Annotated in this window: 35 protein-coding genes; 5 read left to right on the top strand and 30 right to left on the bottom strand. The window is 45.6% G+C overall.

Annotated elements, in window-relative coordinates:
- Nucleotides 1-17: 17 nt before the first annotated feature.
- The 5 genes from cysC to cobA all read right to left on the bottom strand — a co-directional run bounded on the left by cysC (nucleotide 18) and on the right by cobA (nucleotide 5929).
- Nucleotides 18-635: an adenylyl-sulfate kinase gene (gene cysC / locus P4S59_RS01885; RefSeq protein ID WP_005392350.1), complete on the bottom strand. Its 618-nt coding sequence runs from the start codon at nucleotides 633-635 to the stop codon at nucleotides 18-20.
- 24 nt (nucleotides 636-659) lie between these two features.
- Entirely contained in the window at nucleotides 660-2384 is a 1725-nt protein-coding gene (locus P4S59_RS01880; RefSeq protein ID WP_005392351.1) for an SLC13 family permease, read from the bottom strand.
- A gap of 252 nt (nucleotides 2385-2636) precedes the next feature.
- Nucleotides 2637-4067 carry a sulfate adenylyltransferase subunit CysN gene (gene cysN, locus P4S59_RS01875; RefSeq protein ID WP_046874053.1) on the bottom strand — a complete coding sequence of 477 codons (1431 nt, stop codon included), beginning with the start codon at nucleotides 4065-4067 and terminating at the stop codon, nucleotides 2637-2639.
- An 18-nt stretch (nucleotides 4068-4085) separates the two neighbouring features.
- Complete coding sequence (cysD, locus tag P4S59_RS01870; RefSeq protein ID WP_258635492.1) at nucleotides 4086-4994, bottom strand: sulfate adenylyltransferase subunit CysD; 909 nt, start codon at nucleotides 4992-4994, stop codon at nucleotides 4086-4088.
- Nucleotides 4995-5053: 59 nt separating this feature from the next.
- Nucleotides 5054-5929 (bottom strand): uroporphyrinogen-III C-methyltransferase, encoded by an 876-nt coding sequence (gene cobA, locus P4S59_RS01865; RefSeq protein WP_031780800.1) that lies wholly within the window; start codon nucleotides 5927-5929, stop codon nucleotides 5054-5056.
- Nucleotides 5930-6204: 275 nt separating this feature from the next.
- On the opposite strand from cobA, the gene cpdB reads away from it, so the two are divergent.
- Both cpdB and P4S59_RS01855 read left to right on the top strand, forming a co-directional pair.
- Nucleotides 6205-8166, top strand: coding sequence for a 2',3'-cyclic-nucleotide 2'-phosphodiesterase (cpdB, locus tag P4S59_RS01860; protein WP_337167917.1), 1962 nt, complete (start codon nucleotides 6205-6207; stop codon nucleotides 8164-8166).
- A gap of 97 nt (nucleotides 8167-8263) precedes the next feature.
- Nucleotides 8264-8842: a Crp/Fnr family transcriptional regulator gene (locus tag P4S59_RS01855; RefSeq protein WP_054579272.1), complete on the top strand. Its 579-nt coding sequence runs from the start codon at nucleotides 8264-8266 to the stop codon at nucleotides 8840-8842.
- A 54-nt stretch (nucleotides 8843-8896) separates the two neighbouring features.
- Here P4S59_RS01855 and dbpA read toward each other — a convergent pair whose 3' ends face one another.
- A complete protein-coding gene (gene dbpA, locus P4S59_RS01850) occupies nucleotides 8897-10276 on the bottom strand; it encodes an ATP-dependent RNA helicase DbpA (RefSeq protein ID WP_262646686.1) in 1380 nt (459 codons plus the stop codon).
- A gap of 142 nt (nucleotides 10277-10418) precedes the next feature.
- Between dbpA and P4S59_RS01845 the strand changes: the two genes are divergently transcribed.
- Entirely contained in the window at nucleotides 10419-10880 is a 462-nt protein-coding gene (locus P4S59_RS01845; protein WP_337168627.1) for a GNAT family N-acetyltransferase, read from the top strand.
- Nucleotides 10881-10971: 91 nt separating this feature from the next.
- Here P4S59_RS01845 and P4S59_RS01840 read toward each other — a convergent pair whose 3' ends face one another.
- Entirely contained in the window at nucleotides 10972-11568 is a 597-nt protein-coding gene (locus P4S59_RS01840) for a LysM-like peptidoglycan-binding domain-containing protein (protein ID WP_140367209.1), read from the bottom strand.
- Between the two features lie 232 nt (nucleotides 11569-11800).
- On the opposite strand from P4S59_RS01840, the gene P4S59_RS01835 reads away from it, so the two are divergent.
- Nucleotides 11801-12421 carry an FKBP-type peptidyl-prolyl cis-trans isomerase gene (locus P4S59_RS01835; protein WP_005392370.1) on the top strand — a complete coding sequence of 207 codons (621 nt, stop codon included), beginning with the start codon at nucleotides 11801-11803 and terminating at the stop codon, nucleotides 12419-12421.
- A gap of 153 nt (nucleotides 12422-12574) precedes the next feature.
- Nucleotides 12575-13054 carry a DUF2780 domain-containing protein gene (locus P4S59_RS01830; protein ID WP_017820297.1) on the top strand — a complete coding sequence of 160 codons (480 nt, stop codon included), beginning with the start codon at nucleotides 12575-12577 and terminating at the stop codon, nucleotides 13052-13054.
- Between the two features lie 135 nt (nucleotides 13055-13189).
- On the opposite strand, the gene rplQ is transcribed toward P4S59_RS01830, so the two are convergent.
- The 23 genes from rplQ to rpsS all read right to left on the bottom strand — a co-directional run bounded on the left by rplQ (nucleotide 13190) and on the right by rpsS (nucleotide 24116).
- Nucleotides 13190-13570, bottom strand: a complete 381-nt coding sequence (rplQ, locus tag P4S59_RS01825; RefSeq protein ID WP_005383141.1) for a 50S ribosomal protein L17 — start codon at nucleotides 13568-13570, stop codon at nucleotides 13190-13192.
- A 26-nt stretch (nucleotides 13571-13596) separates the two neighbouring features.
- Nucleotides 13597-14592: a DNA-directed RNA polymerase subunit alpha gene (locus tag P4S59_RS01820; protein WP_337167916.1), complete on the bottom strand. Its 996-nt coding sequence runs from the start codon at nucleotides 14590-14592 to the stop codon at nucleotides 13597-13599.
- Between the two features lie 24 nt (nucleotides 14593-14616).
- The gene (gene rpsD / locus P4S59_RS01815; protein ID WP_005383146.1) at nucleotides 14617-15237 is read right to left on the bottom strand and encodes a 30S ribosomal protein S4; all 621 of its coding nucleotides are present in this window, start codon (nucleotides 15235-15237) and stop codon (nucleotides 14617-14619) included.
- Nucleotides 15238-15264: 27 nt separating this feature from the next.
- A complete protein-coding gene (gene rpsK, locus P4S59_RS01810) occupies nucleotides 15265-15654 on the bottom strand; it encodes a 30S ribosomal protein S11 (protein WP_001118870.1) in 390 nt (129 codons plus the stop codon).
- 18 nt (nucleotides 15655-15672) lie between these two features.
- Entirely contained in the window at nucleotides 15673-16029 is a 357-nt protein-coding gene (gene rpsM / locus P4S59_RS01805) for a 30S ribosomal protein S13 (protein WP_005383154.1), read from the bottom strand.
- 149 nt (nucleotides 16030-16178) lie between these two features.
- Complete coding sequence (gene rpmJ, locus P4S59_RS01800; protein ID WP_000868186.1) at nucleotides 16179-16292, bottom strand: 50S ribosomal protein L36; 114 nt, start codon at nucleotides 16290-16292, stop codon at nucleotides 16179-16181.
- A gap of 38 nt (nucleotides 16293-16330) precedes the next feature.
- Complete coding sequence (secY, locus tag P4S59_RS01795; RefSeq protein ID WP_005379562.1) at nucleotides 16331-17665, bottom strand: preprotein translocase subunit SecY; 1335 nt, start codon at nucleotides 17663-17665, stop codon at nucleotides 16331-16333.
- Nucleotides 17666-17685: 20 nt separating this feature from the next.
- A complete protein-coding gene (gene rplO / locus P4S59_RS01790) occupies nucleotides 17686-18120 on the bottom strand; it encodes a 50S ribosomal protein L15 (protein WP_005383155.1) in 435 nt (144 codons plus the stop codon).
- Between the two features lie 5 nt (nucleotides 18121-18125).
- The gene (rpmD, locus tag P4S59_RS01785) at nucleotides 18126-18302 is read right to left on the bottom strand and encodes a 50S ribosomal protein L30 (RefSeq protein ID WP_005379565.1); all 177 of its coding nucleotides are present in this window, start codon (nucleotides 18300-18302) and stop codon (nucleotides 18126-18128) included.
- Between the two features lie 7 nt (nucleotides 18303-18309).
- Nucleotides 18310-18813, bottom strand: a complete 504-nt coding sequence (rpsE, locus tag P4S59_RS01780; RefSeq protein WP_004745894.1) for a 30S ribosomal protein S5 — start codon at nucleotides 18811-18813, stop codon at nucleotides 18310-18312.
- A gap of 14 nt (nucleotides 18814-18827) precedes the next feature.
- Complete coding sequence (rplR, locus tag P4S59_RS01775) at nucleotides 18828-19181, bottom strand: 50S ribosomal protein L18 (RefSeq protein ID WP_005379568.1); 354 nt, start codon at nucleotides 19179-19181, stop codon at nucleotides 18828-18830.
- Nucleotides 19182-19190: 9 nt separating this feature from the next.
- On the bottom strand, nucleotides 19191-19724 hold the full coding sequence (gene rplF, locus P4S59_RS01770; protein WP_005379570.1) for a 50S ribosomal protein L6: 534 nt from the start codon (nucleotides 19722-19724) through the stop codon (nucleotides 19191-19193).
- 13 nt (nucleotides 19725-19737) lie between these two features.
- Nucleotides 19738-20130 (bottom strand): 30S ribosomal protein S8, encoded by a 393-nt coding sequence (gene rpsH, locus P4S59_RS01765; RefSeq protein ID WP_005379572.1) that lies wholly within the window; start codon nucleotides 20128-20130, stop codon nucleotides 19738-19740.
- Between the two features lie 29 nt (nucleotides 20131-20159).
- Nucleotides 20160-20465 carry a 30S ribosomal protein S14 gene (rpsN, locus tag P4S59_RS01760; RefSeq protein WP_004410442.1) on the bottom strand — a complete coding sequence of 102 codons (306 nt, stop codon included), beginning with the start codon at nucleotides 20463-20465 and terminating at the stop codon, nucleotides 20160-20162.
- 17 nt (nucleotides 20466-20482) lie between these two features.
- On the bottom strand, nucleotides 20483-21022 hold the full coding sequence (rplE, locus tag P4S59_RS01755; RefSeq protein ID WP_005379573.1) for a 50S ribosomal protein L5: 540 nt from the start codon (nucleotides 21020-21022) through the stop codon (nucleotides 20483-20485).
- A 23-nt stretch (nucleotides 21023-21045) separates the two neighbouring features.
- Nucleotides 21046-21363 (bottom strand): 50S ribosomal protein L24, encoded by a 318-nt coding sequence (gene rplX, locus P4S59_RS01750; protein WP_005379574.1) that lies wholly within the window; start codon nucleotides 21361-21363, stop codon nucleotides 21046-21048.
- 13 nt (nucleotides 21364-21376) lie between these two features.
- Nucleotides 21377-21748: a 50S ribosomal protein L14 gene (gene rplN / locus P4S59_RS01745; RefSeq protein WP_004410450.1), complete on the bottom strand. Its 372-nt coding sequence runs from the start codon at nucleotides 21746-21748 to the stop codon at nucleotides 21377-21379.
- Between the two features lie 162 nt (nucleotides 21749-21910).
- Complete coding sequence (rpsQ, locus tag P4S59_RS01740; protein WP_140367210.1) at nucleotides 21911-22165, bottom strand: 30S ribosomal protein S17; 255 nt, start codon at nucleotides 22163-22165, stop codon at nucleotides 21911-21913.
- Nucleotides 22165-22356, bottom strand: a complete 192-nt coding sequence (gene rpmC, locus P4S59_RS01735; protein WP_005379576.1) for a 50S ribosomal protein L29 — start codon at nucleotides 22354-22356, stop codon at nucleotides 22165-22167. Before rpmC ends, rpsQ begins: the two co-directional genes overlap by 1 nt.
- Complete coding sequence (rplP, locus tag P4S59_RS01730; RefSeq protein WP_005379577.1) at nucleotides 22356-22766, bottom strand: 50S ribosomal protein L16; 411 nt, start codon at nucleotides 22764-22766, stop codon at nucleotides 22356-22358. The genes rpmC and rplP overlap by 1 nt, the downstream gene beginning before the upstream one ends.
- Before the next feature lie 11 nt (nucleotides 22767-22777).
- Entirely contained in the window at nucleotides 22778-23476 is a 699-nt protein-coding gene (rpsC, locus tag P4S59_RS01725; protein ID WP_005383161.1) for a 30S ribosomal protein S3, read from the bottom strand.
- 18 nt (nucleotides 23477-23494) lie between these two features.
- Entirely contained in the window at nucleotides 23495-23827 is a 333-nt protein-coding gene (gene rplV / locus P4S59_RS01720; RefSeq protein ID WP_005383164.1) for a 50S ribosomal protein L22, read from the bottom strand.
- Between the two features lie 10 nt (nucleotides 23828-23837).
- Nucleotides 23838-24116 (bottom strand): 30S ribosomal protein S19, encoded by a 279-nt coding sequence (gene rpsS / locus P4S59_RS01715; RefSeq protein ID WP_004394525.1) that lies wholly within the window; start codon nucleotides 24114-24116, stop codon nucleotides 23838-23840.
- Between the last annotated feature and the right edge of the window lie 7 nt (nucleotides 24117-24123).

The following is a 24123-nucleotide window of genomic DNA, read 5'->3' as shown; positions in this document are numbered from 1 at the left end:
ATGATCCAAATGCTTATTTATCGGATCACTGCACGCGACTTAAGCGCTTCCAAGCACAAGTCCACCAGCTCATCGACGCTTTTTTCGCCCGCTGGTAAATCGACTTCCGGATTCTTCGGTGCTTGATATTCAGAATCAATACCAGTGAAGTTAGGAATCTCTCCCGCGCGTGCTTTGCGGTACAAACCTTTAGGATCGCGACCTTCGCAGACTTCTAGAGATGCATTGACGAACACTTCGATAAACTCACCTTCTGGCAATAAGTCGCGCACTAGCTGTCGCTCTGCGCGATGCGGTGAAATGAACGCCGACAACACAATTAAGCCTGCATCCGCCATCAATTTAGCCAGTTCACCAATACGACGAATGTTCTCGCGACGATCCTGTTCAGAAAAGCCCAAATCGCTACACAGACCATGTCGCACATTGTCACCATCCAATAAATAAGTGTGGTAACCCAATGCTGCAAGGCGATTTTCCAACGCCCCCGCTACGGTTGATTTACCCGCTCCAGATAAGCCAGTAAACCACAATACGGCAGGTTTTTGCTTCTTTAATTCAGCTCGAAACTGTTTATCGACCGAATGCTGGTGCCAAACAATGTTTTCATCTTTTACCGTCGTTTCGGCAGTCATAACGTATCCTTGTAAATATCGGAATTAAAACGGGAAGAAGACCGGAATCAAAGTAAGTACTAATACAGAGTACACAATCGAAATCGGCACACCAATTCTCACATAGTCGGTCAATTTGTAATTTCCTACGCTGTACACCAGCAAGTTGGTTTGATAACCGTAGGGAGAAATAAAGCTCGCACTGGCGCCAAACAAGACCGCCATAATGAATGGCATCGGATCAACGCCATAACCGACCGCCATGCTATAGCCAATAGGAAAAGAAAGCGCAGCCGCGGCATTATTCGTCACCAATTCAGTAAGTACCAATGTCATGATGTAAGTTGCGACCAAGGCTCCAAACACGCCCCAGCCATTGAACGCTTCAATAAACATCGCTCCCATTCTCTCTGACAAGCCGGAAGAGATCATCAATTGAGCGATGGACAAAGCAGAGCCGACAATCACAACGATATCAATTGGGAAACGGCGGCGCAGTTCTGAAATCTGTACAATGCCAAACGCGATAAGTGCAATAAGATACGCGGCAAGGCCTTTAATAATCGGTACTAGCTCTAATAGCGCACACCCAATTACGGCAGCAAAGCCCAGTAGCACGATGGAGGATTTATTTGTATCAAGCCGAGCGCTAGAGTCCAAATCATGCACTAAAACAAACTCTTTACGATGAGCTCGACGCTCCGATTCAAAACGCTTCCCCGGAACCAGAACTAACGTGTCACCTGGCGCTAAGGTAATGCTACCCAAACCGCCCTCTAGGCGCTCATGGCCACGACGAATAGCCACAACAACGGCATCAAAGCGGTCACGGAATCGGCTCTCTTTAAGTGTTTTATAGCAAAACGTCGCGGATGAGCTCACCACAACTTCAATAAAATTTTGCCCATTCAAGTGCTGCTGACCAAAAAGCTTGAGGCCCGGAATTTCTTGCAGAGTCGCGACGCTCTCAACATCACCACAAAACAACAAACGGTCTTTCGCATTGAGTACGAAATCCGGTCCTACAGAGGAAACCGTCACGCCATCTCGTACAACCTCCGCAAGAAACAGTTTGCGCAGCGCACGTAAATTATTCTCGCTGACCGTGCGCCCAACTAACGGTGAACCAGGCTCTACGCGAGACTCAAGAAAGTACGGTAAATCTTCTTGGCTTTGATCATCGTAGTTCGGCAGTAAGTAACTGAGCGGGATAAGAATCAGCATTCCTCCCACCAACACCGCCAAGCCAATCATCGTGGGTGTAAAAAAGCTCAGGCTCGGCAAACCGGCATCTTCAACAAAGCTGTTGATGATTAAGTTAGTCGACGTACCTATCAAAGTTAATGTGCCACCAAAAATAGCCGCGTAAGACAGCGGGATGAGTAATTTCGAAGGCGCATGCTGCTGATTACGCTTAATCGCCCCAATCAATGAGACAACCACGGCGGTATTATTCGTGAATGAAGAGAGCAAGGCCGTTGATACACCGAGCTTAGCGATCACACTACCTAACTGGCCTTCAGAAATACTACGGCTCACCCAACTGATCAGCAGTGTTTTTTCTAGAGCACAGGATGCAAGAATCAACAGAACCAGAGTCAATAACGAAGAGTTGGTAAAGTTGGATGCGATCGTGGCTGAATCCATCATTCCCGCCATAAATGCAATAAAAGCGGCACCCGCAAAGACATAACTAGGCTTAATTTTTGTGACAAGCAAACAAGTGATAATGCCAAGCAAAATCGCTAATACAAACCCTTGTTCCCACATAGCCTTTCCTTACCAAATCGCCCAAAGGGCACAACAACGGCTCATTTATCCGTGAGACACCAGACAAACGAGTAAACAGACCAAAATCAGCGCAAGCGAAAAGAACATCAGAATGCTCGGTTTTCTTGGGCTTCACCGAAGCATTCTGGTATTAGGAGAATAACCTAACTGCATTTCGCAACTCAGTTAGGCAGCGACGCCCCAAGCACAACAACAGATAGAATCAGAGCTTATCGTGCTCGGGCGCGCCAATTACTTTTTCAGCAATTGGCTGACGTCTTTTGCTTCCCAGTGTGGGAAGTGTTTACGCACAAGTGCATTCAGCTCAACTTCAAACGCAGAGATGTCCGTCAAATCGCGCTCAACCACCGCGAGGCTTTCTTTGACCATGCCAGCACCGACCGTCACGTTCGTCAGACGATCGATAATGATGAAGCCGCCGGTATCAGCACAGTCTTGGTAATTGTCCAGCGCAACTGACTCATTGAGAGACCATTCACACAAGCCAATACCATTCAATGGCAGCTCTGCCGCACTATGAGTTGATAGGTTGTTGATATCATATTGGTGACGAATCGCTTCAACATGGCCCACAGTTTTCTTCCCCGCGATTTTGATGTCGTAGTCACGGCCCGGTTGCAGAGGTTGCTCTGTCATCCATACCACATCGGCAAGCAAGTGGTTTGTGGTTTCCACTTGAGCATTGTCTAGGACAATCAAATCGCCACGGCTAATATCGATCTCATCGCTTAGCGTCAGAGTGACCGCCAACCCAGCACGAGCTTCCTCAATATCACCATCAAACGTAACAATGCGTGCCACGGTTGACGTTTTCCCCGATGGCAATGCTTTGATGGCATCACCGACTTTGATCGAACCTGAAGAAATCGTCCCCGCAAAACCACGGAAATCGAGGTTAGGACGGTTAACGTATTGCACAGGGAAGCGGAACTCACCCGCACCTTTTTCTTGATCCACATCGACCGTTTCAAGAAGTTCAAGCAATGACGGGCCTTTAAACCAGCTTAGGTTTTGCCCTTTATCCACCACATTGTCACCTTCAAGCGCCGAAATCGGGATGATTTGAATATCAATATCCCCGGTTAGGTTCTCAGAAAACTTAAGATACTCATCGCGGATTTCTTCAAAGCGCTCTTGCGAGTAATCCACTAAGTCCATCTTGTTGATCGCCACAACAAAGTGTTTCAAACCCAGTAGGTTGGAAATAAAAGAGTGACGACGAGTTTGATCAAGAATGCCTTTACGTGCATCAACTAAGATCACCGCTAAGTCACACGTCGATGCGCCTGTTGCCATATTGCGCGTGTACTGCTCGTGCCCAGGAGTATCGGCGATGATGAACTTACGTTTCTGCGTCGAGAAATAGCGGTAAGCCACATCAATTGTGATCCCCTGCTCGCGCTCAGCTTGTAAGCCATCGACCAACAACGCAAGGTCAGGCTTTTCACCCGTGGTGCCCACACGTTGGCTGTCTGAGTGCACTGCCGCTAGCTGATCTTCATAAATTTGTTTTGAGTCATGGAGTAAGCGACCGATTAGCGTACTTTTACCGTCATCTACCGAGCCACAAGTCAAGAATCTAAGTAACGACTTGTACTGGTGTTGTGTTAAATAGCCTTCGATACCAAGCTCGGCTAATTGAGCTTCAACTGCACTGTTCATTATCTTTCCTTAGATCCTTTAGAAGTAACCTTGACGTTTCTTTAGCTCCATCGATCCTGACTGATCGTGGTCGATCGCTCGACCTTGGCGCTCACTCGACGTTGCCACCAGCATCTCTTCGATAATGCCGGTCAAAGTGTTCGCTTCAGACTCGATAGCCCCAGTTAATGGATAACAACCAAGAGTACGGAAACGCACACTCTTCTCTTCGATCACTTCACCCGGTTGAAGCTTCATACGATCATCATCAACCATGATTAGCATGCCGTCGCGTTCAACAACTGGACGTTTGTCAGCGAGATAAAGCGGTACGATCTCGATGTTTTCTAAATAGATGTATTGCCAGATATCAAGCTCCGTCCAGTTCGAAAGTGGGAATACACGAATGCTCTCCCCTTTATTGACCTGACCGTTGTACGTCTTCCACAGCTCTGGACGTTGGTTTTTAGGGTCCCAGGTATGGTTCTTGTCACGGAACGAATACACTCGCTCTTTTGCGCGTGATTTTTCTTCATCACGACGAGCGCCACCAAAAGCAGCATCAAAGCCATATTTGTTTAGCGCCTGCTTAAGACCTTGCGTTTTCATGATGTCCGTATGCTTTGACGAGCCATGAACAAACGGACTGCAGCCCATTGCTAGACCTTCTGGGTTCTTATGTACCAAAAGCTCAAAGCCGTATTTGGCAGCGGTGCGATCGCGAAACTCAATCATCTCGCGGAATTTCCAGTCGGTATCGACATGCAAAAGTGGGAATGGAATTTTGCCCGGGTAAAACGCTTTACGCGCTAGGTGCAGCATCACTGATGAGTCTTTACCAATCGAATACATCATGACTGGGTTATCAAACTCAGCCGCAACTTCGCGGATAATATGGATACTCTCCGCTTCGAGTTGTTTAAGGTGAGTTAAACGTTGTTGGTCCATGTTTTGTATTTCCTTTTTAAGCTTGAAGGCGCATTACGTCTCTAATCTTTGGTCTGAAATTATATGGAGTTGGCAATAGCACTTTTGTTGAATTCAGTACTAGACAAAAACCAGTCTAACTTTTGAGACAGTCGCACTACCTCTCCGACAACAATCAAAGATGGCGATTGTGCTTCCTTCGATAAATCAGAGAGTTGGGATAGTTCTCCCGTAAATACTTTTTGTTGAATCTGCGTGCCACGCTCAATAATGGCAATCGGAGTCGACGCTGAACGACCATGCTTAATGAGTTGATTCTGAATATAGTGTGATTTCATCAGCCCCATGTAGATCACTAAAGTCTGATTCCCACGCGCCAACGTGGACCAATCCATCTCATCACTTTCTTCTTTCAAGTGGCCAGTCACAAAGATGGCCGATTGCGCATAATCACGATGAGTCAGTGGAATACCAGCATAAGCGGTTGCGCCAGCTGCTGCGGTAATGCCAGGGACAACTTGAAAACGAACGCCAGCATCAGCAAGCACTTCTAACTCTTCACCACCACGACCGAATACAAACGGATCCCCACCTTTAATGCGCACTACTTTGTAGCCCTGCTTGGCAAAATCCACCAAAAGCTGATTCGTCTTCTCCTGCGGCACACTGTGATGCCCAGCTCGCTTCCCAACGCACACCAAAATCGTATCGCTTGGGATCAATGCCATGATTTCTTCTGACACCAAGTAGTCGTACAAAACCACATCAGCTTGCTGCAAGCAGTTCAATGCTTTCACCGTAAGAAGTTCAGGATCACCAGGTCCTGCACCTACTAAGGCGACTTCACCAGGCTGTAGCGATTGCTTTGCAAAACGAGTAACACCAGCTACTGGGTTGTCAGAAACTAACCGGGGCTTTGGTTTAGGAAAAGAAGTGACTGAATCGTTCGTTGCCATGTGCTTGCTCATCGTCCATTGATATCGTTATGCAAGCATTATGGCGGGGCGTTTATATTACCTGAAATTCTAAAATTTCATTTTTTATTCAAAAATCTGCTAAGAAGTTTTTGTTTGGTCTCATTCAAAAGCGTGAAAAAGTCGGCGGTTAATATGAATAAGGTTCAGTAAACTGATTTCTGTTCACAGTTTTCTGTATCTTTATCATTAAGTTGCACCAGCGTTTGATACATTACGCGGTACGATTCCCCCTTCCCATTGAATTGGAGCACCAAATGAAAGTGGCAGTTCACCCTATTTCCCTCGCAGTGTTAAGTGGCATGCTAACGCTTGCTGGTCCTGCGATGGCCGATACCATCAAGCTTCGTATCATCGAAACCACCGACATTCACACCAACGTGATGGATTACGATTACTACAAAGACCAACCATCACAGCAAATTGGTTTAAGTCGCGCCGCGACCATAGTGAAACAGGCTAAGTCCGAGGCAGAAAACACGGTATTAGTAGATAACGGCGATTTAATTCAGGGCAGCCCAATGGGCGATTACATGGCGGCGAAAGGGATTAACGCTGGCGATGTCCACCCAGTCTACAAGGCGATGAACCAACTAGACTACGATGTGGGCAACATTGGCAATCATGAGTTCAACTATGGCTTAGATTTTCTACAAAAGACGTTGGCGGGCGCTAACTTCCCTTACATCAACGCAAACGTATTTGAAAAAAAAACCGGTGAGCATTACTTCAAGCCTTACCTGATCAAAACCCACACCTTTAAAGACACAAACGGCGAAGCGCATCAAATAAAAGTGGGTTATATCGGCTTTGTACCACCACAAATTATGGTGTGGGATAAGAAGAACTTAGAAGGCAAAGTCTTTGCTAAAGACATTAAGGAAACAGCAGAGAAACTGATTCCTCAAATGAAGAAAGAAGGCGCAGACGTGATTGTGGCGATTCCACACTCGGGCATTTCTACTGACCCATACAAGCTTGGCGCTGAAAACTCAGTTTACTACCTCACAGAAGTTGAAGGTATTGATGCGATTGCTTTTGGCCACTCTCACGCGGTCTTCCCAGGGAAAGACTTCGCAAACCTACCAGGTGTTGATACTGAGAAAGGGACCATCAATGGTGTGACGTCAGTGATGCCTGGTCGCTGGGGAAGTCATGTAGGTGTGATGGATTTGATGCTGAAAGAGAAAGACGGCAGATGGCAAGTAGTTGAAGGCCAAGCAGAAGCACGCCCTATCTTCGATAAAGTAAATAAGAAGTCATTAGCTAAAGCCGATGAAGGTATTGTGAAAGCGTTAGAAGAGGATCACAAAGGCACTCGTGAATTTGTAAACCAACCAATCGGCAAAGCAAATGATGTCATGTACAGCTTCTTGGCATTAGTGCAGGACGACCCAACCATTCAGATCGTTAACCTTGCTCAGAAAGATTACGTGGAACGCTTTATTCAAGGCGACCCAGATCTCGCTGACATTCCAGTATTGAGTGCCGCAGCACCATTTAAAGTCGGGGGGCGTAAGAACGATCCGAATAACTTTACAGAAGTCGAATCCGGTCAGCTCACCTTCCGTAATGCTGCCGATCTTTATTTATATCCCAACACCTTGGTCGCGATGAAAGTGAAAGGTAAAGAGGTTCGCGAATGGCTAGAGTGCAGCGCGGGTCAATTCAACCACATCGACATCAACAATCCTGAACCGCAATCTTTGATTGATTGGGATAATTTCCGTACGTACAACTTCGATGTCATTGATGGGGTGAACTACCAAATCGACGTTACCCAACCGCCGAAGTACGATGCGGATTGTAAAGTGATTAATCCAGATTCTCAGCGTATTGCGAACCTGACATTCAATGGTAAGCCTGTCAATCCGAAGCAAGATTTCATCATCGCAACCAATAACTACCGTGCTTATAGCAATACTTTCCCTGGTACGGGCCCAGACTTTATTGCGTTTGACGCACCAGATGAAAACCGCTCTGTCGTCGCCGCTTATATTTCTCGCGTGAGTGAAGAAAAAGGTGAAGTGACACCAAGCGCTGACAACAACTGGTCTTTCGCACCGATTAAATCCGATAAAAAGCTAGATATTCGCTTCGAAACATCTCCTAGCGATAAAGCGGCGCAATTCATTAAAGATAAAGGTCAATACCCAATGAAACGCGTGTCAACAGACGACATTGGTTTCGCAATTTATCAAATCGATCTGAATAAATAAGGTTGATTTGACAACAACACTAAGCGGCTCTCATGAGCCGCTTTTTTGTTATCAATAAAACCCGTTAAAATAAAGAAAACCGTTTCCGAGTTATCACATGCACAGCGATCTTTTTTCAGACTTAGTCAAACATGGCTTTTTAGAGACAGAAGCAAACCAACTTATTGAAAATGGTGAGTTACTCGAACTGCCTACACGCCACATTCTTAATCACCAAGGGGAGTTTAGCTCACACCTTTACTTCATCATTGAGGGGTTATGCCACGCAAGCTATCTCACGGAGCACGGCAAAGAATTCAGTAAAGAATTTTATTGGGAGAAGGACTGGGTTATCGGGTTTGAGAGCATAATAAAGGACCAACCTTCGCCTTACTTATTGGAAACGCTGAGCGCTTGTCAGCTATTTTGCTTGCCAATTGAAACGTTGCATCACTGGCGAGCAGAAAAGCACGCCATTTACTTAAAGCTACTCGAAAACCAACTGGTTAATAAAGAGAATAAAGAACGCTTTATGTTGCTCCACTCTCCAGAAGAACGATATCAATTATTTTGCGCTCATTACCCAGATTTAAAGCAACGTATTACCGATAGTCAAGTTGCGGCCTACCTGGGCATTACGCCAATCAGTTTGAGTCGAATCAAAGCACGCTTAACCAAAGATCACACTCTCAAATAAACTCAAAAAAGAAAAAAGCTCTTCAAACGAAGAGCTTTTTCTCTGCTATTTGAGCTATTTAAGAATTCGCGCCCGGAACTGGCGCCCTTTCATCTTGCCGTTACTAATGGTCTGTAGAGCCTTTTTAGCCACAGACTTTTCGACGGCAACATAAGCGCGTACAGGGAACAGGTGAATCTTTCCGACTTGAGAGCCTGGAATACCATTTTTTCCTGTCAAACAACCTAAGATATCACCCGGTCGTACTTTCTGTTTCTTACCGCCATCAATATTAATCGTAACCATTTTCGCTTGGTATGGCTGCTGATTTGATTTGGCAGGCAATGTTGCTGGTACCACGTCCATCTCTAGGTATTCTTCAATACGAGCTACACGTAAACCGTCTTTCTCACCAAAAAAGCTAAACGCTAAACCTTTACTACCCGCACGACCTGTACGACCAATACGGTGCACATGAACCTCAGGATCGCGCGATAGCTCAAAGTTAAAGACTGCATCAAGATTATCAACGTCCAAACCACGCGCTGCAACGTCTGTTGCAACAAGGATAGACACACTCTTGTTAGCAAACTGCACCAATGCTTGGTCGCGTTCACGCTGCTCTAAGTCCCCGTGGATATCGATAACGCTGAATCCTTTGTGATGCAACTCATCTGCGACACTTTGCACTTCTTTTTTGGTATTACAAAAAACAACCGCGGACTCTGGTTGGTGAGTCAGCAGCAAATTCGCCAATGCTTCATCACGCGCTTCCGAGCCTTCAACTTTATAGAAGTACTGCACAATACTTGAAGTATCATGCGTCGATTCCACCTTAATCACTTCCGGTGTCTGCATTATACGCTGCGCAATTTGCTCAATTTTCTCTGGGAAAGTAGCACTGAAAAGTAGAGTTTGACGCTGCTTTGGCGCTGCATCAATAATCGCATCTAATGCGTCTTGGAAACCCATGTCCAACATGCGATCAGCTTCATCCAACACCAAGGTATTCAGCTCGCTAAGGTTAATTCGGCCTTTCTCAAGGTGATCCAAAATACGGCCAGGTGTGCCGACTAGGATATGCGCACCATGCTCTAACGAACCAATTTGTGGCCCCATAGGCATCCCACCGCAGAGAGTAAGCACTTTAATATTATGAATGCCGCGACCTAAAGTACGAATTTCCTTCGCTACTTGGTCTGCAAGCTCACGCGTTGGACACAATACTAATGACTGGACACGAAAGCGTTTGACGTTGAGGTTCGATAAAACCCCTAAACCAAATGCAGCGGTTTTACCTGAGCCCGTTTTACCCTGCCCGATGACATCACGATGTTTTAGGATTGCAGGCAAGCTCAAAGCTTGAATTGGCGTCATGTGGGTATAGTTCAGGGAATCAAGTGTGGCGAGTAACGCTGGGTTCAGCCCAACTTGATCGAATGTTTGTTTGCTCACGGGGATATCCTCAGGTGAGATGGAAAGAGGGCACATTATCACCAGATTTGGTGGGAAAACCAGTGATAATTAACCTTTGTTAATGAGTATGAGCTCAAAACAAAGTAAAGTCAGTCACTCTATTCTCATTACGGATAACAACATGCTCACTTGGATTACTTTGCCCTTTGCTCAGCTAACAACCACACAGCTGTATGAAATGATGAAATTGCGTGTGGATGTATTCGTTGTTGAACAAACCTGCCCTTACCCTGAACTGGATGGTAAGGACACGCTGGAAGGCGTTTATCATCTAATAGGCTATCACGGTGATGAACTGGTTGCTTGCGCAAGATTACTGCCCACAGGCACTACGTATGACAATGTGAGTATTGGTCGAGTGGTGACAAAGCAGACCGCGCGAGGCGGTGGCTTAGGTCATAAGTTATTGGACAAGGCCTTGGCACAATGCGAAACATTATGGCCAGGACAGACAATAGATATAGGTGCTCAAGAACACCTCATCCAGTTTTATGCTAGTCATGGATTCAAGGTTATCTCAGAGTGCTATCTTGAAGATGGTATCCCTCATGTGGATATGCGGAAAGAATCCGTATCGCAATAAGCTTCAATTCGATTGGTTACTATGAAAACTAATCGCTATGAAAAACTAACTAAAAAGACGCGATATCTTCGCGTCTTTTCATTTGAAGCGTTTACTTGTTACGTCCAAAGGTCCCATCCGATAAACGGAAAAACATAACGGACCGCCCGCTTTTTTCCAGCTGTAGCATATCTAACTCACCTTCGTCACTAAGCTTAAAGCGAATCAATTGTCCCTGCTTTATTTGGCTTAGCGGCTTATCACTGCCTTCTATTTTGACCAGAGCGCTAAGATCCGCCATAGAGAGCTGATTACTTCTGAAAACCTGCGCTAATGTATCACCATTTTTAACCGTGTACTCTTTCCAGTCTTCAGATTTCGGTCCAGAGTTCTGAGAGGTTTTCTGCTGGCTTAAACTCTGCGCGTTCAGCTCAATCGCTACGCGTTGATGATCGACCTCAGTCTGCTCAACTGGCTGGTCTGTTTTATTCGGCAAAGGAATAACAAGGAGTACCAGAATCAATGGCACTAAGACCATCAAAGCACGCTGATGAAATTTAGGCAGACGCAACCAAAACTGCTTAACAGGCTGTGTACGCTCCAACCATTGCTCTTTGTTGAACGGCTGCTTCCAGTCGATAGCAGCGAATTTTTGTTTAACCAGTTCGACATAGTCGACTTGCTGCTTTTTCTTTCTGCGACGATTCATTGTAATGAGTCCCTTAATACTTCTACGGCCAGTATAAAAATACCGACGCGGAGAGTATATGTTTTTCACCAAACTAAAATGGAATTGGGATTAAATTAGCAGAAATTTCACTTGGAGTAAGAGATAAGTCACAACCTGGCCGCCTCAATTAAGCATTCAGTCGCAATCATTTAAACCTAAGCTCGAAACTGATATCCTGTTGCCTTTATCACTCCTAATAAGAGCGACATTCATGTCTGAAATTAAATTTGAAACTGCAGAACAAAAAGCAAGCTACGGCATTGGTCTGCAAATGGGTCAGCAACTTGCAGGCTCTGGTCTTGAAGGTCTTAGCGTTGATGCTATCGCAGCGGGTATTGCAACAGCACTAACTGGTGACATGCCATCAATCGAAATTGATGAAATCAACAAAGCACTACAAGAACTTCACACTCGTGCAGAAACAGCTCGCCAAGAAGCAGCAAAAATTGCGGCAGCAGAAGGCGAAGCGTTCCTAAAAGACAACGCTCTACGACCTGAAGTTAACGTTCTAGACTCTGGTCTTCAGTACGAAATCATTTCTGAAGGTACTGGTGCAGTTCCTACAGCAGAAAGCTCAGTTCGCGTTCACTACCACGGTGAGCTAACTGACGGTACTGTATTCGATAGCTCTGTATCTCGCGGTCAACCTGCTGAATTCCCTGTTACAGGTGTAATCAAAGGTTGGGTAGAGGCACTACAACTAATGCCTGTTGGCTCTAAGTGGAAGCTATACGTACCACAAGATCTTGCGTACGGTGAGCGTGGCGCTGGTGCGGCTATCCCTCCATTTGCAGCTTTAGTTTTCGAAGTAGAACTACTAGATATTCTTTAATTGAAACCATTTTCAATTATGATTTAATAAAACGGCGCATTAGCGCCGTTTTTTTGTCTAAACTGAATAGACTTTCTCACCTCTGAACCTTTCACTCTGATAGCCTTTAAAAATAAAATCAATTTTAAAAAACGCTCAACGTTTGGAGGTACTATGCGTAAAACACTCCTAACTCTAGCACTCCTATCAATCAACATTGGTAGTGCGCACGCATTCTTAGATTCAGTTACTCAAAAAAGTAAAGAAAGTGGCCTGATGGACATGGTCGGCAGCAGCTTGAACACCGAGTCATCTCCATTAACAGACATGCTAACTAGCCAATTACCAGTATCCACTGAGCAAGCAGCCGGAGGCAGTGGTGCGCTACTCGCTTTGGCTCAAAGCCAGCTTTCGCAAGAAAATAGTAGTGAATTACAGTCTTTGATTCCTGGACTTTCAAACTTGCAAGGGGCACAAAGCTTACTAGGAAATATTGAGAATATCAGTGCAGTAAAAAGTGCATTCGATACGTTAGGTTTAGACCCATCTATGATCAGTCAGTTTGCTCCAGTAATCTTGGATTACTTGAACAAGCAAGGCGCTAGCGAAGGGCTTCTAAGTTCGTTGGGCGGGTTGTGGAATACTAGTAAATAAGCGTAAGTGATAATCACTTTTTAAATTGCCAGTCTGCATGGGTTGAAATAAATGCAGGCTGGATATAAAGGTTTACTGAATTACAGATACAAAAAAGCCGAGCTAATGCTCGGCTTTCTCGTTCTTACGAACTGATTACTCAGCAGCTTCTTCAGCAGCTGGGCGATCTACAAGCTCAATGTAAGCCATTGGAGCTTTATCACCAGCACGGAAGCCAGCTTTTAGGATACGAGTGTAACCGCCCTGACGAGCAGCAAAACGTGGACCTAGTTCGTTAAATAGTTTTGCAACTACTTCGTTGTCACGAGTACGTGCAAATGCTAGACGACGGTTAGCAACACTGTCAGTCTTAGCTAGTGTAATCAAAGGCTCAACTACGCGACGTAGCTCTTTTGCTTTTGGCAAAGTAGTCTTGATAACTTCATGACGTACTAGAGAGCTAGCCATGTTGCTGAACATCGCTTTGCGATGTGAGCTGTTGCGGTTGAGTTGACGACCACTCTTACGATGGCGCATGACCTAATCCTTCTAACTAGTATCGATTAATCTTCAGCGATTGATGCAGGTGGCCAGTTTTCTAGGCGCATGCCCAGAGACAGACCACGTGACGCAAGTACGTCTTTAATCTCAGTAAGAGATTTTTTACCAAGGTTAGGCGTTTTAAGTAGCTCAACCTCAGTACGTTGTACTAGATCACCGATGTAGTGAATCGCTTCTGCTTTCAGACAGTTAGCAGAGCGAACTGTTAGTTCAAGATCGTCTACAGGACGCAGTAGGATCGGATCGAATTCTGGCTTCTCTTCCTTCTCCTCAGGAACTCGTACATCACGAAGATCTACGAATGCATCCAATTGTTCAGCTAGGATTGTAGCTGCACGACGGATTGCTTCCTCAGGTTCTAGAGTACCGTTTGTTTCCATATCGATAACAAGCTTGTCTAGGTCAGTACGCTGTTCTACACGAGCTGCTTCTACAGCGTAGGCAATTTTGTCTACTGGGCTGTAAGTAGCATCTACTAGTAGGCGACCGATAGGACGCTCGTCTTCTTCGTTATGGATACGCGCAGAAGCTGGAACATAACCACGACCACGTTCAACTTTGATACGCATTGCGATCTCAGCGTTGTCATCCGTTAGGTGACAAATTACGTGTTCAGGGTTAGCGATCTCTACATCACCATCATGGGTGATGTCACCTGCAACCACAGGGCCCGAGCCTGATTTGTTCAAAGTAATGAACACTTCATCTTTGCCTTCGGCAACGCGCACAGCCAAACCTTTAAGGTTTAGAAGAACTTCAAGAATATCTTCTTGAACGCCTTCTTTCGTGCTGTACTCATGAAGTACGCCTTCGATTTCTACTTCTGTTACAGCACAACCTGGCATAGAAGATAGAAGGATGCGGCGAAGTGCATTACCCAGAGTATGACCAAAGCCACGCTCTAATGGCTCAAGAGTTACTTTTGCGTGAGTCGAGCTGATTTGTTCGATGTCAACTAGTAGACGTGGCTTAAGAAATTCTGTTACAGAACCCTGCATTGTGTCCTCTCTTTAGTTTAAACCTTACTTAGAGTAAAGCTCGACGATCAATTGTTCGTTGATGTCAGCTGATAGATCAGAACGCTCAGGCATACGCTTGAATGTACCTTCCATCTTGCCACCATCTACTTCAATCCAAGTTGGTTTTTCACGTTGTTCAGCAACTTCTAGAGCTGCTTTGATACGAGCTTGCTGTTTAGCTTTCTCGCGAATAGAAACAACGTCATTAGCCGCTACTTTGAAAGAAGGAACGTTTACAACTTTACCGTTTACTAGGATAGCTTTGTGGCTAACTAGCTGACGTGCTTCTGCGCGAGTTGCGCCAAAGCCCATGCGGTAAACTACGTTATCAAGACGACCTTCAAGAAGCTGAAGTAGGTTTTCACCAGTGTTGCCTTTTAGGCGAGCAGCTTCTTTGTAGTAGTTACGGAATTGTTTTTCTAAAACGCCGTACATACGACGTACTTTTTGCTTCTCACGAAGCTGAACGCCATACTCAGATAGACGACCGCGACGAGCGCCGTGTACACCTGGTGCGTTATCAATTTTACACTTGGTATCGATCGCGCGAACACCAGACTTAAGGAATAAGTCAGTGCCTTCACGACGGCTAAGCTTCAGCTTAGGACCCAAATATCTTGCCATGATTCTTCTCCAATTGTCCTAGAAACGTTATACGCGACGTTTCTTAGGTGGACGACAACCGTTATGAGGGATTGGTGTAGCATCAACGATGTTTGTGATGCGGAAACCAGCGGCGTTTAGTGCACGAACAGTAGATTCGCGACCTGGACCAGGACCCTTAACCATAACTTCCAAGTTCTTTAGGCCGTATTCTTTAGCCATTTCAGCACAACGCTCAGCAGCAACCTGTGCAGCGAACGGAGTAGACTTACGAGAACCACGGAAACCAGAACCACCTGCAGTAGCCCATGCAAGAGCGTTACCTTGACGGTCAGTAATGGTTACGATTGTGTTATTGAAAGAAGCATGGATGTGCGCAACGCCATCTGCAACTTGCTTGCGTACGCGCTTACGAGCGCGAGTTGGTTGTTTAGCCATTGTACTCTACCTTCCCGATTATTTCTTGATCGGCTTACGCGGACCCTTACGGGTGCGAGCGTTGGTTTTAGTACGCTGTCCACGTAGTGGTAGACTGCGACGATGACGAAGACCACGGTAACAGCCAAGGTCCATAAGACGCTTGATGTTCATAGATACTTCACGACGTAGATCACCTTCTACAGTGTACTTAGCTACACCATCACGCAGTTGATCGATCTGCTCTTCAGTTAGTTCACTGATCTTAACATTTTCAGCAATACCCACTTCAGCTAGGATAGCTTGAGAGCGAGTTTTACCGATGCCGTAGATCGCTGTTAGAGCGATTACTGCATGTTTCTGATCAGGAATGTTAATGCCTGCTATACGGGCCATTATTCACTCCTAAGTGTTTCTATAAAAGAATTAGCCGCAGCAAAGCCCGTTATGGATACGCTGCGGAATACTACTTCTTTTGCACGCAAAAGGTAGGCCGAGGAATATACTCGACCCAACCTTCATTTTCAAGTAAAAATTTCTGCTAATTAGCCTTGGCGCTGTTTGTGCTTTGGCTCACTGCAAATCACGCGAACGACACCGTTACGCTTGATTACTTTACAGTTACGGCAGATTTTTTTAACGGAAGCACGAACTTTCATTGCTAAACTCCGTAAATGAAACTGAGTCTACCGCCGGATTAACGGCCGTAGCCTTTCAGATTCGCTTTCTTCAACACAGAATCATACTGTTGAGACATCAGATGAGTCTGTACCTGTGCCATAAAGTCCATAATTACAACAACTACGATTAGTAGCGATGTACCGCCGAAGTAGAAACGTACGTTCCACGCGACCATCATGAACTCGGGAATCAGACAGATAAAGGTAATGTACAGTGCACCAGCAAGGGTTAGACGTGTCATTACTTTATCAATGTATTTCGCTGTCTGCTCACCTGGGCGGATACCGGGTACGAATGCACCAGACTTCTTCAAGTTATCTGCTGTTTCACGTGGGTTGAAAACCAACGCAGTGTAGAAGAAACAGAAGAAGATAATTGCTGCTGCATAAAGCATTACATACAACGGTTGACCTGGGCTAAGAGCCAAAGACACGTCAGTTAACCAACCAAACGCGCTGCTCTCACCGTTTTGACCAAACCACTGAGCCAATGTTCCTGGGAACAAGATAATACTTGATGCAAAAATCGCTGGAATTACACCTGCCATGTTAATTTTAAGAGGCAAGTGCGAGCTTTGCGCAGCAAATACTTTACGACCTTGTTGACGTTTCGCATAGTTAACGACGATTCGGCGTTGACCACGTTCCATGAAAACAACGAAGTAAATTACTGCAAAAGCTAATACCGCGATTAGCAACAGAAGAAGTACATGCAATTCACCTTGACGCGCTTGCTCGATTGTTTGACCGATTGCAGAAGGCAATCCAGCAACAATACCTGCAAAAATTAGTATCGAAATACCATTACCAATTCCGCGCTCTGTAATTTGTTCACCTAACCACATCAAGAACATGGTACCGGTTACTAAACTTACGGTAGCAATTAGCGTAAACATGGTTTGGTTGATAACAACCAGATTGTCGACCATGTTTGGTAGGCCAGTTGCAATACCTATAGCTTGGAAGGTTGCAAGTACAAGCGTGCCGTAGCGTGTGTATTGGCTTATCTTACGACGGCCTGCTTCACCCTCTTTTTTGAGTTCAGCTAACGCTGGATGAACTACAGTTAGCAATTGGACAACAATAGATGCCGAAATATACGGCATGATGCCCAATGCTAATATAGATGCACGCTCAAGAGCACCACCGGAGAACATGTTAAACATTTCAACGATGGTACCTTTTTGCTGTTCGAACAAATCGGCAAGTACAGCAGCGTCAATACCAGGAATCGGCACAAAAGAGCCGGCTCGGAATACTAAAAGTGCACCAATTACGAATAACAAGCGCGACTTTAGTTCACTTAAGCCGCTCTGAGCACTACGAAAATCTTGTCCTGGTTTCTTAGCCATCTGTACCTCGTTCCTCGAGATTATTCCTCGATTTTACCGCCTGCAGCTTCGATTGCAGCTTTAGCGCCTTTAGTCACACGTAGACCTTTAACAGTCACTGCTTTGTTGATTTCACCAGAAAGAACAACTTTTACAAATTCGATGTTCTTAGTGATGATGTTAGCAGCTTTAAGACTGTTTAGATCAACTACGTCACCAGAAACTTTCGCTAGCTCAGCTAGACGAACTTCAGCAGACACTAGGCTCTTACGAGAAGTGAAACCGAATTTTGGTAGACGTTGTTTCAGAGGCATCTGACCGCCTTCGAAACCTGGACGAACACTGCCGCCAGAACGTGATTTTTGACCTTTGTGACCACGGCCACCAGTTTTACCTAGGCCTGAACCGATACCACGACCTACTCGCTTCGCAGAAGTTTTCGCGCCAGCAGCCGGTGCTAGAGTATTCAAACGCATTCTGATTACTCCTCAACTTTAACCATGTAGTAAACCTTGTTGATCATACCGCGAATACACGGAGTATCTTCAAGTTCTACTGTGTGGTTGATTTTACGAAGACCTAGACCGCGCAAAGTAGCTTTGTGCTTTGGCAGACGACCAATTGAGCTTTTAGTTTGAGTTACTTTAATAGTTGCCATGGTGTTCTTACTCCGAAATAGATTCAACAGTTAGACCACGTTTAGCAGCAACCATTTCTGGTGACTTCATGCTACCTAGTGCATCGATCGTTGCACGAACGATGTTGATAGGGTTCGTAGAACCGTACGCTTTAGATAGTACGTTGTGTACACCAGCAACTTCTAGTACTGCACGCATCGCACCACCTGCGATAACACCAGTACCTTCTGCAGCAGGCTGCATGTAAACTTTAGAGCCCGAATGGCGACCTTTCACTGGGTGGTGAAGAGTGCCTTCGTTTAGAGCGATCGTAGTCATGTTACGACGCGCTTTTTCCATTGCTTTTTGAATCGCTGCAGGTACTTCACGAGCTTTGCCGTAACCGAAACCTACACGACCGTTACCGTCACCAACTACTGTTAGTGCAGTGAAGCTCATGATTCGACCACCTTTAACCGTTTTAGAAACACGGTTAACTGCGATTAGCTTTTCTTGCAAATCATTCGCTTGAACTTGTTGTTCTTTAGCCATCTTCCAACCCTACCTTAGAATTTCAGACCAGCTTCGCGAGCAGATTCTGCTAGCGCCGCTACTCGACCGTGGTATTGGAAACCAGAACGATCAAATGCAACTGCAGTTACGCCCTTCTCTAGAGCGCGCTCAGCAATAGCTTTACCCACTGCTTTAGCTGCATCAACGTTACCAGTGTATTTCACTTGCTCACGGATCGCTTTTTCTACAGTAGAAGCTGCTGCGATAACCTCAGAGCCGTTAGCCGCGATAACCTGTGCGTACACGTGACGAGGAGTACGGTGTACAACTAGGCGAGTCGCACCCAGTTCTGCAATCTTACGACGTGCACGTGTAGCACGACGGATGCGAGATGCTTTCTTATCCATAGTGTTACCTTACTTCTTCTTAGCTTCTTTAGTACGCACATTTTCATCTGCGTAACGAACACCTTTGCCTTTGTATGGCTCAGGCTCACGGTAAGAACGAATGTCAGCCGCAACTTGACCAACTAGTTGCTTGTCAGCACCAGTGATCACGATTTCAGTTTGGCTTGGACATTCAGCTTTAATACCCGCTGGCAACTCGTGCTCAACTGGGTGTGAGAAGCCTAGTGTTAGACCTACAGCGTTGCCTTTGATAGCAGCACGGTAACCTACACCTTTAAGAGTTAGCTTCTTAGTAAAGCCTTCAGTAACACCAACAACCATGTTGTTAACTAGAGCGCGAGCAGTACCTGCTTGAGCCCATGCGTTAGCAACACCTTCTTTAGGACCGAAAGTCAGGTTATTTTCTTCCTGAGCGATTACAACTGCGTTGTTAAGAACGCGAGTTAGTTCGCCTTTCGCACCTTTTACAGTGATTTCTTGGCCGTTTAGTTTCACCTCTACGCCAGCTGGAATAGCGACAGGTGCTTTTGCAACACGAGACATAGTCTACTCCTTATTAAGCTACGTAAGCGATGATTTCACCACCAAGACCTGCTTTACGTGCAGCGCGGTCTGACATAAGACCCTTGGAAGTAGAAACGATAGCAATACCAAGACCACCCATTACAGAAGGAAGTTCATCTTTCTTCTTGTAAACACGTAGACCTGGACGAGAAACACGTTTAAGTTGCTCGATTACTGGTTTAGCTTGGAAGTACTTAAGTGTAACTTCTAGCTCAGGTTTTGCTTCGCCTTCAACAGCGAAGTCAACGATGTAACCTTCAGCTTTTAGTAGTGCAGCAATTGCAACTTTAAGCTTTGAAGAAGGCATTTTTACAGCAACTTTGTTTGCTGCCTGACCGTTACGAACGCGGGTCAGCATATCCGAAATCGGATCTTGCATGCTCATATGATTTACTCCAAATGATTAAGTGGCAATTACCAGCTAGCCTTACGAAGACCCGGAATCTCGCCTTTCATGCAAGCTTCACGAACCTTAATACGGCTTAGACCGAACTTACGTAGGTAACCGTGTGGACGACCAGTTTGGTTGCAACGGTTGCGCTGACGTGATGCACTTGAATCACGTGGAAGAGATTGCAGTGTAAGAACCGCGTTCCAACGATCTTCTTCAGATGCGTTTACATCGCTGATGATAGCTTTTAGCGCTGCACGCTTTTCAGCGAACTTAGCTACTAGCTTCGCACGTTTTGCTTCACGTGCTTTCATTGAATTTTTAGCCATAACAGTAACCCTTCACCTTACTTACGGAATGGGAAGTTAAAGGCAGCCAGCAGAGCACGGCCTTCCTCATCAGTACCAGCAGACGTCGTAATAGTGATGTCTAGACCGCGTACTCGATCAACTTTATCAAAGTCGATTTCCGGGAAGATGATTTGCTCGCGAACGCCCATGCTGTAGTTACCGCGACCGTCAAAAGACTTAGCGCTAACACCACGGAAGTCACGTACACGTGGAAGAGCGATGTTAATTAAACGCTCAAGAAAATCCCACATACGTTCGCCACGCAAGGTTACTTTACAACCGATAGGGTAGCCTTCACGGATTTTGAAACCTGCAACAGATTTGCGCGCTTTTGTGATAAGTGGCTTTTGACCAGAGATCGTTGCCATATCAGACGCTGCATTTTCTAGCAGTTTCTTATCGTTGATTGCTTCACCAACACCCATGTTTAGGGTGATTTTCTCGATTCTAGGGACTTGCATGACGCTTGTGTAACCGAACTGTTTGGTCAGTTCAGCGACTACAGACGACTTGTAGTAATCATGCAGTTTCGCCATAGTAGAACTCCAAATTACTTCTATTAGTTAGAAACGGTTTCGCCGTTAGACTTGAAGAAACGAACTTTTTTGCCGTCTTCAAAACGGAAACCGATACGGTCAGCTTTACCAGTAGCTGCGTTAAAGATAGCCACGTTAGAAACGTCGATAGCTGCTTCTTGCTCTACGATACCGCCTTGGATACCCATAGCTGGAACAGGTTTCTGATGTTTCTTAACTAGGTTGATACCTTCAACGATAACTTTACCAGTTGCTAGAACCTTAGTTACTTTACCTTTCTTGCCTTTGTCTTTACCAGCAAGAACGATTACTTCGTCATTACGACGGATTTTAGCTGCCATTTCTACGTGCTCCTTACAGAACTTCTGGAGCCAGTGAAACGATCTTCATGAACTTATCGCCACGAAGTTCGCGTGTCACAGGACCAAAGATACGTGTACCGATTGGTTGCTCAGTATTGTCGTTTAGCAATACGCAAGCATTTCGGTCGAAGCGAATGACAGAACCGTCAGGACGACGTACGCCTTTACGGGTGCGCACTACCACCGCCTTCAGAACATCACCTTTTTTAACTTTACCGCGAGGGATTGCTTCCTTCACAGTAACTTTGATGACGTCACCGATATGTGCATAACGGCGGTGAGAGCCACCCAGAACCTTAATACACATTACGCTGCGTGCGCCTGAGTTATCAGCTGCGTCCAGCATACTTTGCATTTGGATCATGTTAGTGCTCCGCTAAATATTAATAACTAGACCCATCACGGGTCGGGCTGCCTCTTTAAAAGGGACGCGAATTGTACCACCCTTTTTTGTGATTGGGTAGTCAAAAAATAAACGGCTCCAAAAATATTTTGGAGCCGCTTTAGTTTCATAGAATTAACGAGATTAAATCTTCGCCTTTTCTAGAACTTTTACCAAAGTCCAAGACTTAGTCTTAGACAGTGGACGACACTCTGCGATTTCAACTGTGTCGCCTAGGCCACACTCGTTGTTCTCGTCATGTGCGTGTACTTTAGTCGTACGTTTTACGTATTTACCGTAGATTGGGTGTTTTACGAAACGTTCGATAGCAACAGTGATAGACTTGTCCATCTTGTCGCTGATTACACGACCTTGTTGAGTACGTTTTACTTCGCTCATTATGCGCCTGCCTTCTCAGTCAAAACAGTTTTCACACGTGCGATATCACGGCGTACAGCTTTCAGAGTATGAGTTTGCTGTAGCTGACCAGTCGCAGCTTGCATGCGCAAGTTGAACTGTTCACGTAGCAAATTCATTAGCTCAGCGTTAAGCTCTTCAACGCTTTTCTCGCGTAGATCTTGTGCTTTCATCACATCACCTGCTTAGTTACAAATGTAGTTTTGAAAGGCAGTTTACGTGCCGCAAGACGGAACGCTTCACGTGCCAATTCTTCAGGTACACCACCCATTTCGTACATAACCTTACCAGGTTGGATTTGGGCTACCCAGTACTCAACGTTACCTTTACCCTTACCTTGACGAACTTCAAGTGGTTTTTCTGTGATTGGTTTGTCTGGGAACACACGGATCCAGATTTTACCTTGACGCTTAACGTGACGTGTCATTGCACGACGTGCCGCTTCGATTTGACGAGCAGTTAGACGACCACGGCCAACAGCTTTAAGACCGAATTCGCCGAAGCTTACATCAGTACCTTTAGCTAGACCACGGTTACGACCAGTCTGAACCTTACGGAACTTAGTACGTTTAGGTTGTAGCATCTGTCGACTCCTTACTTACGGCCTTTACGCTGCTTCTTAGGCTTGTCGCCTTTAGGCTCTACAGCGTTAGCTGCTGGCATACCACCTAGGATTTCACCTTTGAAGATCCAAGTTTTAATGCCGATCACACCGTATTGAGTGTGAGCCGAAGAAGTTGCGTAATCAATGTCAGCACGTAGAGTGTGTAGAGGCACACGGCCTTCACGGTACCACTCTGAACGTGCGATTTCAGCGCCGCCTAGACGACCGCTTACTTCCACTTTGATACCTTTAGCGCCTAGGCGCATTGCGTTTTGTACTGCGCGCTTCATAGCACGGCGGAACATAACACGACGCTCTAGCTGAGACGCGATGCTGTCACCAACAAGTTGCGCATCTAGTTCAGGCTTACGTACTTCAGCGATGTTAATTTGCGCTGGTACACCTGCAATTTTAGCTACAGCTGCGCGTAGCTTCTCAACGTCTTCACCTTTCTTACCGATAACAACGCCTGGACGAGCAGTGTGAATAGTCACACGGATGCTCTTAGCAGGACGCTCGATAACGATACGTGATAGAGACGCTTTTTTCAGTTCACTTGTAAGGAACTGACGTACCTTGAAGTCGCCGTCTAGGTTGTCAGCGAAATCTTTGGTGTTAGCAAACCATGTAGCATTCCAAGGCTTAACGATGCCTAGACGAATACCATTTGGATGTACTTTTTGACCCATTGCTTACTCTCCTAGTCTCTAGCGATCTGCTACAACAACAGTGATGTGGCTTGAACGCTTCAAGATACGATCCGCACGACCTTTAGCACGAGGCATAATACGCTTCATGGTTGGGCCTTCATCTACAAAGATTTTTGCGACATTCAGATCGTCAATATCTGCACCTTCGTTGTGCTCCGCGTTAGCGATAGCAGACTCTAGAACTTTCTTAACTAGTGCAGCAGCTTTTTTGTTGCTGAACGTTAGGATTTCTAGAGCTTGGTCAACAGATTTACCACGGATTAGATCCGCAACTAAGCGAGCTTTCTGAGGCGAAATGCGAGCAAAGTTATGTTTAGCAATTGCTTCCATTATCTACTCCTTAGCGCTTCTTAGCTTTCTTATCCGCAGCGTGACCGCGGTAAGTGCGTGTTGGTGCGAATTCACCCAGTTTGTGACCGATCATTTCATCAGTTACAAATACTGGTACGTGCTGACGACCATTATGGACAGCGATGGTCAAACCGATCATCGTAGGGATGATCATTGAACGACGGGACCAAGTCTTAATAGGCTTTTTGTCTCCGCTTTCCACCGCTTTCTCTACCTTCTTCAGCAAGTGTAGGTCAATAAAAGGACCTTTCTTGAGAGAACGTGGCATGGCGATT

Origin of the sequence: Vibrio sp. M60_M70 (assembly GCF_037162085.1) — a bacterium.
Lineage (GTDB): Bacteria > Pseudomonadota > Gammaproteobacteria > Enterobacterales > Vibrionaceae > Vibrio > Vibrio diabolicus.
The sequence above is the reverse complement of the archived record's forward strand: the minus strand, read 5'-3'. Positions and strand labels throughout refer to the sequence as shown.

Coding starts and splice junctions, on each gene's coding strand:
- cysC (WP_005392350.1), bottom strand. CDS start 635: ATGACTGCCGAAACGACGGTAAAAGATGAAAACATTGTTTGGCACCAG.
- P4S59_RS01880 (WP_005392351.1), bottom strand. CDS start 2,384: ATGTGGGAACAAGGGTTTGTATTAGCGATTTTGCTTGGCATTATCACT.
- cysN (WP_046874053.1), bottom strand. CDS start 4,067: ATGAACAGTGCAGTTGAAGCTCAATTAGCCGAGCTTGGTATCGAAGGC.
- cysD (WP_258635492.1), bottom strand. CDS start 4,994: ATGGACCAACAACGTTTAACTCACCTTAAACAACTCGAAGCGGAGAGT.
- cobA (WP_031780800.1), bottom strand. CDS start 5,929: ATGGCAACGAACGATTCAGTCACTTCTTTTCCTAAACCAAAGCCCCGG.
- cpdB (WP_337167917.1), top strand. CDS start 6,205: ATGAAAGTGGCAGTTCACCCTATTTCCCTCGCAGTGTTAAGTGGCATG.
- P4S59_RS01855 (WP_054579272.1), top strand. CDS start 8,264: ATGCACAGCGATCTTTTTTCAGACTTAGTCAAACATGGCTTTTTAGAG.
- P4S59_RS01845 (WP_337168627.1), top strand. CDS start 10,419: ATGCTCACTTGGATTACTTTGCCCTTTGCTCAGCTAACAACCACACAG.
- P4S59_RS01840 (WP_140367209.1), bottom strand. CDS start 11,568: ATGAATCGTCGCAGAAAGAAAAAGCAGCAAGTCGACTATGTCGAACTG.
- P4S59_RS01835 (WP_005392370.1), top strand. CDS start 11,801: ATGTCTGAAATTAAATTTGAAACTGCAGAACAAAAAGCAAGCTACGGC.
- P4S59_RS01830 (WP_017820297.1), top strand. CDS start 12,575: ATGCGTAAAACACTCCTAACTCTAGCACTCCTATCAATCAACATTGGT.
- rplQ (WP_005383141.1), bottom strand. CDS start 13,570: ATGCGCCATCGTAAGAGTGGTCGTCAACTCAACCGCAACAGCTCACAT.
- P4S59_RS01820 (WP_337167916.1), bottom strand. CDS start 14,592: ATGCAGGGTTCTGTAACAGAATTTCTTAAGCCACGTCTACTAGTTGAC.
- rpsD (WP_005383146.1), bottom strand. CDS start 15,237: ATGGCAAGATATTTGGGTCCTAAGCTGAAGCTTAGCCGTCGTGAAGGC.
- rpsK (WP_001118870.1), bottom strand. CDS start 15,654: ATGGCTAAACAACCAACTCGCGCTCGTAAGCGCGTACGCAAGCAAGTT.
- rpsM (WP_005383154.1), bottom strand. CDS start 16,029: ATGGCCCGTATAGCAGGCATTAACATTCCTGATCAGAAACATGCAGTA.
- rpmJ (WP_000868186.1), bottom strand. CDS start 16,292: ATGAAAGTTCGTGCTTCCGTTAAAAAAATCTGCCGTAACTGTAAAGTA.
- secY (WP_005379562.1), bottom strand. CDS start 17,665: ATGGCTAAGAAACCAGGACAAGATTTTCGTAGTGCTCAGAGCGGCTTA.
- rplO (WP_005383155.1), bottom strand. CDS start 18,120: ATGCGTTTGAATACTCTAGCACCGGCTGCTGGCGCGAAAACTTCTGCG.
- rpmD (WP_005379565.1), bottom strand. CDS start 18,302: ATGGCAACTATTAAAGTAACTCAAACTAAAAGCTCAATTGGTCGTCTG.
- rpsE (WP_004745894.1), bottom strand. CDS start 18,813: ATGGCTAAAGAACAACAAGTTCAAGCGAATGATTTGCAAGAAAAGCTA.
- rplR (WP_005379568.1), bottom strand. CDS start 19,181: ATGGATAAGAAAGCATCTCGCATCCGTCGTGCTACACGTGCACGTCGT.
- rplF (WP_005379570.1), bottom strand. CDS start 19,724: ATGTCTCGTGTTGCAAAAGCACCTGTCGCTATTCCAGCTGGCGTAGAG.
- rpsH (WP_005379572.1), bottom strand. CDS start 20,130: ATGAGCATGCAAGATCCGATTTCGGATATGCTGACCCGCGTTCGTAAC.
- rpsN (WP_004410442.1), bottom strand. CDS start 20,465: ATGGCTAAAAATTCAATGAAAGCACGTGAAGCAAAACGTGCGAAGCTA.
- rplE (WP_005379573.1), bottom strand. CDS start 21,022: ATGGCGAAACTGCATGATTACTACAAGTCGTCTGTAGTCGCTGAACTG.
- rplX (WP_005379574.1), bottom strand. CDS start 21,363: ATGGCAGCTAAAATCCGTCGTAATGACGAAGTAATCGTTCTTGCTGGT.
- rplN (WP_004410450.1), bottom strand. CDS start 21,748: ATGATCCAAATGCAAAGTATGCTGGACGCAGCTGATAACTCAGGCGCA.
- rpsQ (WP_140367210.1), bottom strand. CDS start 22,165: ATGAGCGAAGTAAAACGTACTCAACAAGGTCGTGTAATCAGCGACAAG.
- rpmC (WP_005379576.1), bottom strand. CDS start 22,356: ATGAAAGCACAAGATCTACGCGAGAAAAGCGTTGAAGAGCTTAACGCT.
- rplP (WP_005379577.1), bottom strand. CDS start 22,766: ATGCTACAACCTAAACGTACTAAGTTCCGTAAGGTTCAGACTGGTCGT.
- rpsC (WP_005383161.1), bottom strand. CDS start 23,476: ATGGGTCAAAAAGTACATCCAAATGGTATTCGTCTAGGCATCGTTAAG.
- rplV (WP_005383164.1), bottom strand. CDS start 23,827: ATGGAAGCAATTGCTAAACATAACTTTGCTCGCATTTCGCCTCAGAAA.
- rpsS (WP_004394525.1), bottom strand. CDS start 24,116: ATGCCACGTTCTCTCAAGAAAGGTCCTTTTATTGACCTACACTTGCTG.